The sequence below is a fragment of the Franzmannia pantelleriensis genome (assembly GCF_900102875.1).
Classification (GTDB): Bacteria; Pseudomonadota; Gammaproteobacteria; order Pseudomonadales; family Halomonadaceae; genus Franzmannia; species Franzmannia pantelleriensis.
In genome coordinates this window covers 221,238-230,271 of sequence record NZ_FNGH01000007.1, presented here as the reverse complement: position 1 = coordinate 230,271, position 9,034 = coordinate 221,238, and the positions used below count along the sequence as shown (strand labels likewise).

General features: G+C 67.3%; 10 protein-coding genes. 1 reads left to right on the top strand and 9 read right to left on the bottom strand.

Annotation, left to right across the window (positions count from 1 at the left end; all coding sequences use genetic code 11):
- A partial coding sequence (locus BLT16_RS20830) for a hypothetical protein (protein WP_176817213.1) occupies positions 1 to 196 on the top strand: 196 nt, incomplete at its 5' end.
- Between the two features lie 109 nt (positions 197 to 305).
- Here BLT16_RS20830 and murB read toward each other — a convergent pair.
- Genes murB through BLT16_RS10910 form a run of 9 tightly spaced genes read right to left on the bottom strand, consistent with a single transcriptional unit; the run spans position 306 to position 8,976 of the window.
- Positions 306 to 1,325: a UDP-N-acetylmuramate dehydrogenase gene (murB, locus tag BLT16_RS10950; RefSeq protein WP_089658552.1), complete on the bottom strand. Its 1,020-nt coding sequence runs from the start codon at positions 1,323 to 1,325 to the stop codon at positions 306 to 308.
- Complete coding sequence (locus BLT16_RS10945; protein ID WP_089658551.1) at positions 1,322 to 1,798, bottom strand: low molecular weight protein-tyrosine-phosphatase; 477 nt, start codon at positions 1,796 to 1,798, stop codon at positions 1,322 to 1,324. Before BLT16_RS10945 ends, murB begins: the two co-directional genes overlap by 4 nt.
- Positions 1,799 to 1,810: 12 nt before the next feature.
- Positions 1,811 to 2,578, bottom strand: coding sequence for a 3-deoxy-manno-octulosonate cytidylyltransferase (kdsB, locus tag BLT16_RS10940; RefSeq protein ID WP_089658550.1), 768 nt, complete (start codon positions 2,576 to 2,578; stop codon positions 1,811 to 1,813).
- The gene (locus BLT16_RS10935) at positions 2,575 to 2,790 is read right to left on the bottom strand and encodes a Trm112 family protein (protein ID WP_089658549.1); all 216 of its coding nucleotides are present in this window, start codon (positions 2,788 to 2,790) and stop codon (positions 2,575 to 2,577) included. The genes kdsB and BLT16_RS10935 overlap by 4 nt, the downstream gene beginning before the upstream one ends.
- On the bottom strand, positions 2,787 to 3,824 hold the full coding sequence (gene lpxK, locus BLT16_RS10930) for a tetraacyldisaccharide 4'-kinase (RefSeq protein ID WP_089658589.1): 1,038 nt from the start codon (positions 3,822 to 3,824) through the stop codon (positions 2,787 to 2,789). The genes BLT16_RS10935 and lpxK overlap by 4 nt, the downstream gene beginning before the upstream one ends.
- 2 nt (positions 3,825 to 3,826) lie before the next feature.
- Positions 3,827 to 5,572: a lipid A export permease/ATP-binding protein MsbA gene (msbA, locus tag BLT16_RS10925; RefSeq protein WP_089658548.1), complete on the bottom strand. Its 1,746-nt coding sequence runs from the start codon at positions 5,570 to 5,572 to the stop codon at positions 3,827 to 3,829.
- Entirely contained in the window at positions 5,569 to 5,997 is a 429-nt protein-coding gene (locus BLT16_RS10920) for an ExbD/TolR family protein (protein ID WP_089658547.1), read from the bottom strand. Before BLT16_RS10920 ends, msbA begins: the two co-directional genes overlap by 4 nt.
- The gene (locus BLT16_RS10915) at positions 5,997 to 6,662 is read right to left on the bottom strand and encodes a MotA/TolQ/ExbB proton channel family protein (RefSeq protein WP_089658546.1); all 666 of its coding nucleotides are present in this window, start codon (positions 6,660 to 6,662) and stop codon (positions 5,997 to 5,999) included. The genes BLT16_RS10920 and BLT16_RS10915 overlap by 1 nt, the downstream gene beginning before the upstream one ends.
- Before the next feature lie 10 nt (positions 6,663 to 6,672).
- Positions 6,673 to 8,976: a DNA internalization-related competence protein ComEC/Rec2 gene (locus tag BLT16_RS10910; protein WP_089658545.1), complete on the bottom strand. Its 2,304-nt coding sequence runs from the start codon at positions 8,974 to 8,976 to the stop codon at positions 6,673 to 6,675.
- Between the last annotated feature and the right edge of the window lie 58 nt (positions 8,977 to 9,034).

The window sequence follows — 9,034 nt, the reverse complement described above, 5'->3', positions numbered from 1 at the left end:
CGACGCCAAGCCGGCGGCTGAGCAGCCCAAGGCCCAGGCCCCGGCGCCCAAGGCGGACGAGGCCAAGGCCGACGCCAAGCCGGCAGCCGACAAGGCTGAGGGAGCAGCGCGTCGCCGTCGGCGCCGTGCCCACAACGACCCGCGCGAGATCCGCCGCCGCGAGCAGCAGGCCAAGGCCGACGACGGTCAAGCGTGATGGTCACGGGCGCCGGTTCCAACCCGGCGCCCGCTGCCGACCCGCAAGATAACACCAGAACGCCCGCAGGCAGTGCCTGCGGGCGTTCTGGTATGCGTTCGACACCTTCCTAGCCGGCGAGGCGCGGTTCGCGCCAGAGCGTTACCCCGAAACGGGCCTCGACCACCGCCGCAATCTCGTCGGCGAACGCCAGCAACCCTTCGGCATCGCCTCCACCGTGATGTACCAGCACCAGCGCCTGACGCTCATGCACACCGAAGGGCCCATGCCGAAGCCCCTTCAGGCCACAGCGATCGATCAGCCAGCCTGCCGCCAGCTTGACCCGCCCATCCGGCTGGGCAAAGTGCGGCATGTCGGGGGCATCGTCCAGCAGCCGCTGTGCCTGCTCAGCACTCACCAGCGGATTCTTGAAGAAACTGCCGGCATTGCCGAGCTGGGCCGGGTCGGGTAGCTTCTCACGGCGGATCGCCGCTACCGCCTCGGCGACCTCACGCGACGTGGGAGCACTCCCCGTGCGCGTCGCCAAGTCACCATAGGCAAGCCGCGGCCGCGGCGTCTCGTTCAGCCGCAGGGTCAAGGCGGTGATCACCACTTGCCCCGCCAGCGCACCCTTGAAGATGCTGTCACGGTAACCGAAGCGACACGCCGTGGCAGGCAGCGTCTGCTGACGTCCCGAGGCCAAATGTAGCACCTCGACGCTGTCCAGCACCTCCGCCAACTCCACGCCATAGGCACCAATATTCTGGATCGGCGCCGCCCCGCAGTGGCCGGGAATCAGTGCTAGGTTTTCAATCCCCCACCAGCCACGAGCAACACTGTCCATCACCAGCGCGTGCCAGTTCACGCCGGCCTCGGCGCGCAGTGCAATACTTCCGCCGGCCTCACGTCGATAACGCCACTCGGCGAAGGTCGGCTGTATCACCAGCCCCGGCAGGCGCCGCGGCAGAATCAGGTTGCTGCCACCGCCCAGCACGGTCAGCGGCCAGTCATGCTGGCGCGCCAGCACCACCGACTTGGCCAGCGTCGCCGGTGACTCGGCGGCAACGAAACGCTCGGCCACACAGGGCAGGCCCAGGGTGTTGGCGCCCTGGAGATCATGCTCGAGACTCAGCGCAGGCTCGACGCTCACTGCCCGCGCCCCAGGCGCTCACGCAGATGCTCGATCAGGCCATCGGCGGCCCGCTCCACCAGATCGAACACCTCATCGAACCCCTGCTCGCCACCGTAGTAGGGATCAGGTACGGGGCGCCCCGGCTCACCGGCAAAATCGAGCAGCAGGCCAACATGCGCGCTGCAGTCGGCAGGCCGCATGGCCTCCAGACTGGCCAGGTTATCGTCATCCATGGCCAGCAGATAGTCGAAGCGGTCAAAGTCAGCGGCCTCCAGCTGACGAGCGCGCAGTTGGCTCAGGTCGACACCTCGCTGCCTGGCCGCTGCCTGTGCCCGGGAATCCGGCGACTTGCCAATGTGCCAGCTTCCGGTACCACAGGAGTCAACGGCGACCGTCTCAGCCAGGCCGGCCTCGGCCAGGCGATGCCGGAATACCCCCTCGGCAGTGGGGGAACGGCAGATGTTACCCAGACAGACGAATAGAATCCGCATGCGATCTCCTCATCAAGCGTGGTGTTCGGCCAGCCACTGGCGTACCCGAGCAAGGTCCTCGGCGGTGTCGACGCCGGCCGGGTGGCGATCACAGGCCAGCGCCACCTGGATGCGGTGACCATGCTGGAGCGCGCGCAGCTGTTCGAGCTGTTCGAGCTGTTCGAGGGGCGCCGGTGCCCACTGGCGATAGGCATTCAGAAAACCGACCCGGTAGGCATAGAGACCGATATGACGCAGCCAACTGTCGCTCTCGAGCCACTCTGGACGCACGGCAAACGCCTCACGATCCCAGGGCACAGGGGCGCGGGAGAAATACAGCGCACGCCCGTGAAAGTCGCGCACCACCTTGACCACGTTGGGGTTGAACAGCGTCTCGACGTCGCTGATCGGCTCGGCCAGCGTCGCAATGGACGCCTCGGCGTCGGCGGCCAGCCGCGCCGCTACCTGATCGATCAGCGATGGCGGCAGCAGCGGTTCATCGCCCTGCACGTTGACCACGATGGCCCCCTCGTCTAGCTCGAGCTGCTCGGCCACTTCGGCCAGCCGATCGGTCCCCGTCGGGTGGTCATCACGGGTCATTAGCGCCTCGCCGCCCACCGCCTCGACCGCCGCGGCGATACGCCTATCATCGGTGGCAACCACGACCCTGGCCGCTGCGCTGGCCAGCGCCTGACGCCAGACCCGTACCACCATCGGCTCACCGCCGATATCCAGCAGCGGCTTGCCGGGCAGACGCGATGAGGCGTAGCGCGCCGGCACCACCACCACGAAGTCGCTCATGCCGAGTCACCCTTCGACGAGCCCTTGCCGAGCTTCTCGTCGGTATCCATGACCCGGGCTTCCTCCTCCAGCATCACCGGGATACCGTCGCGGATCGGGAAGGCCAGACCGTCGAAGTGGCATTTGACCTCATCGGCGTCGCGGTCGTACTTGAGCTTGCCCTGGCACAGCGGGCAGACCAGCATGGCCAGTAATTGCTTGTCTAGTGTCATGATATTTGGCCCTTGGCACTCTTGCAGTGGTGAGACGTCCCGGCGAGCGCGTCAATGCGCGCCTCGAGCCAGGTGATGAAAGCGGCGTCCGGCTCGGCATCGACCTCCAGCGACCAGTGGCGCGGGTCGCGCATGGCCTGGCATTTGACCGCATCCTTGGCGGTCATTACCACCGGACGCGCGTCGCCGAAGGCCAACTCGGCGGCGCGATAGTGGTGATGGTCGGCAAACGCATGCGGCTCTACCTCGAGGCCCAGTGCCGCCAGGCTGGCAAAGAAGCGCGCCGGGTGGCCGATACCCGCGACGCCATGCACCGAGGCCTCAAAGGGTAGCGGGCTCAGCGCATGACGCGCACCGCTGGCCAGATGGTGCCAGCGGCGTGGCGTCAGCCGCATGCGATACCCCGAAGGCGTGGAGGGCGAATCGTGCTCACCGTTGATGAGTACGGCATCGACCCGCCCCAATCGCTCGACGGGGTCACGTAGCGGTCCGGCAGGCAGACAGCGACGGTTGCCCAGCCCACGCCGCGCGTCGACCACCACCAGTTCGATATCGCGCCCCAGCGCCAGGTGCTGCAGGCCGTCGTCACTCAGCACGATGTCGCAGCCGGCATCGAGCAGCGCCCGGGCACCGCGCGGTCGGTCGGGGTCGACCACCACCGGTACCCCACTCTGTTCGGCGAGCATCAACGGCTCGTCACCACAAGCACCGGCCGGCGTATCGGCGGTCACCCGCAGTGGATAGTGCTCGCTGCGCCCGCCGTAGCCGCGCGAGACGATGCCCGGCCGCCAGCCTCGCATCTCGAGCCAGCCGGCGAGCCAGGCGGTTAGCGGCGACTTGCCGGTGCCGCCAAGGGTGATATTACCGATCACGATCACCGGCACCGGCGCCTTCCACACCGACTTGTGGCCGCTCGCATAGTCGCGCGCACGGCGCCCCACCGCCCAGCGGTACAGCGCTTCCAGCGGGCGCAGCAGCCTGAGCCAGGCGTCACCGCGATAGGCGGCCGCCAGCCAGCGCTCGCCGAGCCGCATGCTCATGGCAGCGCCGACTCCTGAAACTGCAGCCGGTGTAGTGCCGCATAAGCGCCGTCGCGTGCCAGCAGCTCGTGATGGCTGCCCTGCTCGACCAGCTGCCCCTGCTCCATGACCAGGATGCGGTCGGCGCGCTCGATGGTCGACAGGCGGTGGGCGATGACGAAGGTGGTGCGTCCCTGGCACACCTCCTCCAGGGCACGCTGGATATAGCGTTCGGACTCGCTGTCCAGCGCCGAGGTGGCCTCATCGAGAATCAGCAGCGGCGCATCCTTGAAGATGGCACGCGCGATCGCCAGCCGCTGTCGCTGGCCTCCAGAGAGCATCACTCCGTTGTCGCCAATCACCGTGGCGTAACCGTTGGGCAGCTTGGCGATGAATTCATGAGCATAGGCGGCTCGGGCGGCCGCTTCGATGGCCGCGGGATCGGCATCCGGCACGCCGTAAGCGATATTGGACGCCACCGTGGTATTGAACAGCGTGACCTGTTGCGACACCAGGGCGATCTGGCGGCGCAGCGGCGAGAGCTGATACTGCTCCACCGCGATGCCATCGATCTCCACCTCCCCTTCGCTGGGCCGATAGAAGCGCGGCAGCAGGCTGACCAGCGTCGACTTGCCGCTGCCCGAGCGCCCGACAATGGCGATCATTTCGCCTGCCTTGACCTCGAGGTCGATGCCCTTGAGCACCTCAGGCTGGTCGTCGGCATAGCGGAAGTGCACGTCACGCAGCGTGACATCGCCGCTCAGCCGCTGGGGCAGACGCTCGCCGCGATCCTCTTCAGCCGGCTCTTCGAGTAGCTGGAACAACTCACCGGAGGCGGCGATCCCCTTCTGGACCTCGCTGTTGATCTCGGTGAGCTGGCGAACCGGCTTGGCCATCAGCGAGGCCGCGGTAATGAAGGCCACGAACTCGCCGGCGGTCATGTCGTCGAGCAGCGCCGGCGACATCGCCAGCCACACCAGCAGCGCCAGCGACAGCGCGATCAGCAGCTGGATCACCGGGGTGCTGATCGCCTTGGTCAGCGCTTCCTTCATGCTCTGCTGACGGTTGTACTCGCTGGCCTCGGCGAAGCGCGCCTGCTCGAAGCCCTCGGCGCCGTGGGTGCGCACTACGCGATACCCGGATAACGCCTCCGATGCGACGTGGGTGACATCGCCCATGGAGTGTTGAATACGCTGTGAGATGCGCCGGAAGCGCTTGCTGGCGTAGTTGACCACCCCGCCGATCACCGGCGTCACCGCCAGGAACAGCAGTGTCAGCATCCAGTTGGTCCACATCAGGTAGCCGATCAGCCCCACCACGAACAACCCTTCGCGAAGCAGGATGGTGATGGCATTGGTGGCCGCCCCGGTGACCTGCTCGACGTGGTAGGTGACCCGTGAGATCAGGTGGCCGCTGGAATGGGCGTCGAAGAAGTGCCCCGGCAGGTGCAGCATATGATTGAACACATTGCAGCGCAGCGTATGCACCACGTTGCGCGCCACATTGCTCATGAAATAGGTGCCGAGGAAGGTCCCCACCCCACGCGCGGCGAACATGCCCACCACGAACAGCGGCAGGAACAGGCGGAAGGCGGCATCGGGACTCTGGATGCCATCGATCAGGCGCTTCATCATCTCCGCCAGTGCGGTGCTCGAAGCGGCGTAGATGGCATAGCCGATCACCGCCACGGCAAACGACTTCCAGTGCGGTTTGACGTAGCCAAGCAGCTGCTTGTAGAGGGCCCAGCCCGATTGTTGCGTCACGGTGTCTCCCCGTGTGTCGATGAGTCTTGACCGTCGCGGGTGGCGATACGAACTTGCTGAATACCCAGCGCTCCGGCGCGGTCGAGCGCAGTGACCACGGCACCATGGGCACTCTGCCGGTCGGCCTCGACGATAAGCCCATGCTCACGTGCAGCATCGGTGACGTCGGCCAGCGCCATCGTCAGCCCGGCGGCATCGAGACGCTGCTCGCCAAGGCGATACTCGCCGTCGCGCGTCACCACCAGAGTGACCGGCGAGGCCGTCAGCGGCGCGGCGCTGTCGCTTTGCGGCAGCTCCAGCTCCAGCGCCTGGCGGGTCTCGAACGTGGTCGAGACCATGAAGAAGATCAGCAGCAGAAACACCACATCAATCAGAGGTGTCAGATTGACCTCTACCGGCGCACGACGTCGACGCACGAACCTCATCAGGCGCGCTCGGCGGCCGGAGAGGTATCGGCAGCGGGCTGCTCGGCCAGCGCGATCCCTCCCTGATGATGGGCCAGGAACTCCACCAGCAGCCCCGCCTGCTCCTCCATGCGCACGGTAATGTCCTCGACGCGACGCTGGAAATAGCGATGAAACATCAGCGCGGGGATGGCCACTGTCAGCCCTGCCGCGGTGGTCACCAGTGCCTGGGAGATACCGCCGGCCAGATCGGCGCTGCGTTCGGCGCCACCGGCACTGACGATCACCGCGAACACCTCGATCATCCCCAGCACCGTGCCCAACAGGCCAAGCAACGGCGTGATCGCCGCGATGGTACCCAGCGGGCTGAGAAAGCGCTCCATGTCGTGAATTACCGCCGTGGCCGCTTCCTGCAGGCGGCCACGCACCTGGTCATGCCCCAGCCGCGCATTGCGCAGCCCGGCTGCCATCACCCCACCCAGTGGCGAGTGGCTCTCCAGCCAGTAGAGATTGACCGGCCCCTGGCGGATCAGGGTGCAGACCTCCTGCCCCAGCCCCAGCGGCGCGATGCGGCGCGCGCGCAGGGTCCACAGCCGCTCGATGACGATTACCGTCGCCACCAGCGAACAGCCGAGCAGCGGCAGCATCAACCAGCCACCGGCGACCAGGGCATCGAGCAGATCCATCGCAGCACTCCTAATGCGCATCGGGTGGCGCCGATTCTACCCCATGACACCTGTCCCCGACACCGCCGCGCCACGCCGCCAGGTCACGCATCGGCTCGCCGGTTGCCGGTGACGCATCGCCCAGCCGCCAGCTCACCGCACCGTCGAGGGCAGTATTCCATAGACAGCGGCCGCGCAGCCGCCGTACCACTACGTCACTGGGATGCCCATAAGGGTTGTCTCGTCCGGCGCTAAACACCACCTGATGCGGATCGAGCCATTTGACCAGCTGCGGCCCGGTACTGGTGTGGCTGCCATGGTGGCCGGCCACCAGCAGCGTCAGCGGCGCCTCGACGTCGAGCAGGAAGTAGCGCTCCACCTGGCGCCCCACATCGCCGGTGATCAGTACCCGCTGTGCTCCGGCCTCGACCAGCAGCACACAGGATCGATCGTTGCTCGACCACTCACTGTTATCCCCCGGCGGCGGCCAGAGTAATGAGAACGTCACGCCATCCCACTGCCACGACTGCCCTGCCCGACACGCCTCGAACGGCACGCCGATCTGCTCGCCGCGGGGCGCCATGAACGCTCCAACCGCATGCGCCGCCAGCGCCGGCACCCCTCCAGCGTGATCGAGGTCATCATGACTGACGATGACACGATCAAACCGCTGCGGCCGTGCCCACAGGCCGGCCAACGGCATGAACCCGGAGCGAAAGCGCGGCCCGGCATCGTAGAGCAAGCGGTGATTGGCCGTGCGCAGGTCGACCAGCTGCCCCTGACCGACATCGTGTACGCGCACCTGCAGCTGCCCCGGCAGTAGGCTTGGCGGTGCGAGCGAGAGCGGCACCAGCCCCAGCGCCAGACTTGCGACCAGACGTAAACGCCGCGGCAGCCCAGGCAGGGCCCAACACATCGCCAGCAGGATCAAGGTAAGCGCCAGTGGCCAGCGCTGCCAGGGCGCCGGCGACCACGCCGGCAACCAGCTCATGGCCGCGCCCAGCAGACCATGGAGCATCTCGGCCAGCAGTCCGAACAGCCACCAGCACAGCCCCGACAGCGGTGGCATCCAGAACAGCAGCCAACCCAACAGCCCCAGCGGCACCATCAAGATACTGACCAGCGGGACGGCGACCAGGTTGACCAGCGGCGCCGCGGGCGCTACCCGATCGAAGGCCACCAGCACCGCCGCGGCCATCAGCGGTGCCAGCAGCAATTGCGTGCGTACCAACGCCCATAGCCAGCCGCGTGCGCCTCGCGGACGCTGACGCCCCTGCCAGATCACGATCAGCAGCGCCACGGCGACGAAGGAGAGCCACAGCCCCGGCCGCCACAGGGCGATGGGATCGAGCAGCAACACCACCCCCAGCGCTAACCACCAGGCCTGCCAAGGTCCCGGGGCATGACGGCCGCTGGCCACCCACAGCCCGACCAGTGTCATCAACATGGCGCGCTGTGCCGGCGGCGCGAAGCCGGCCAGCATCGCATAGCCCACGGCAGCGGCCCCGGCCAGCCACCATGGCCAAGTCACCAACCGCCACCGGCCGGGTACCGCTAGCCTCGCAACGCCACGCCCCAGCAGCAGAGTGAATGCGGCCACCAGCCCCACGTGCAGCCCTGAGATCACCACCAGATGGGTGGTGCCGGTGGCATTGAGCCGCGTCCAGTCGTCTGGATCGAGGCGTTCGCCAACCCCTAGGGTGAGCGCCGCCAACCAGCGGCGCGCCACCCCCTCCTCGAGCCGTCCATCGAGATACGCCAGCCCCCGCTGGGCAGGCAACGGCGGTGCCGAAGACATCCGCAACGGCTCGGGGTCGTGGCGTACATAGCCAGTGGCATCGATTCGCTCGCGCCACAGCCAGGCGGCATAGTCGAAGGTATTGGGGTTGGCGAAACCGGTCGGCGGACGCAGCCGCACCATGAAACGCCAGCGCTCGCCAGGGCGCATCTCGGGCGCCTGTGCCTCGGCGTCGAACAGCGTCAAGCGCACCCGGCGCAGGCGATCACAGGTGGGTCGCTGAGCGACCTCTGGCCGACACGCCTCGACCCGCACCAGCAGGCGAGTCAACTCGCCCTGGGGCTCGACCTGCAATAGACGCCCCTCGAGCTGCAGGTCTTCACGGGACAGGCCTTGGGGCAGGCTCGCCGAGGCCGCCTGCAGCACCGGCCAGGCACTCAGCGCAGCCACCAGCAGCCATGCCATCCAACGCCAGTGCCGCCAGGCCATCAGCCCTACCAGCAACCCAGCCTCGAGAATGCCGGCGGGGGCCAGCCAGCCGACGGCGATTCCGAGTAGTGCCGCCGCCGCCAGCGGCAGCGCCCATCCCATGCGCATCGCGTATCACGTCCGTGTGTTGCCGCCCGCGCCGATGCCGCAAATAAGCGACGCTGGT

Excerpts from the sequence above, each read along its gene's own strand:
- BLT16_RS10945 (WP_089658551.1), bottom strand. The coding sequence starts at position 1,798 with ATGCGGATTCTATTCGTCTGTCTGGGTAACATCTGCCGTTCCCCCACT.
- BLT16_RS10910 (WP_089658545.1), bottom strand. The coding sequence starts at position 8,976 with ATGCGCATGGGATGGGCGCTGCCGCTGGCGGCGGCGGCACTACTCGGA.
- kdsB (WP_089658550.1), bottom strand. The coding sequence starts at position 2,578 with ATGAGCGACTTCGTGGTGGTGGTGCCGGCGCGCTACGCCTCATCGCGT.
- lpxK (WP_089658589.1), bottom strand. The coding sequence starts at position 3,824 with ATGCGGCTCGGCGAGCGCTGGCTGGCGGCCGCCTATCGCGGTGACGCC.
- BLT16_RS10920 (WP_089658547.1), bottom strand. The coding sequence starts at position 5,997 with ATGAGGTTCGTGCGTCGACGTCGTGCGCCGGTAGAGGTCAATCTGACA.
- BLT16_RS10935 (WP_089658549.1), bottom strand. The coding sequence starts at position 2,790 with ATGACACTAGACAAGCAATTACTGGCCATGCTGGTCTGCCCGCTGTGC.
- BLT16_RS10915 (WP_089658546.1), bottom strand. The coding sequence starts at position 6,662 with ATGGATCTGCTCGATGCCCTGGTCGCCGGTGGCTGGTTGATGCTGCCG.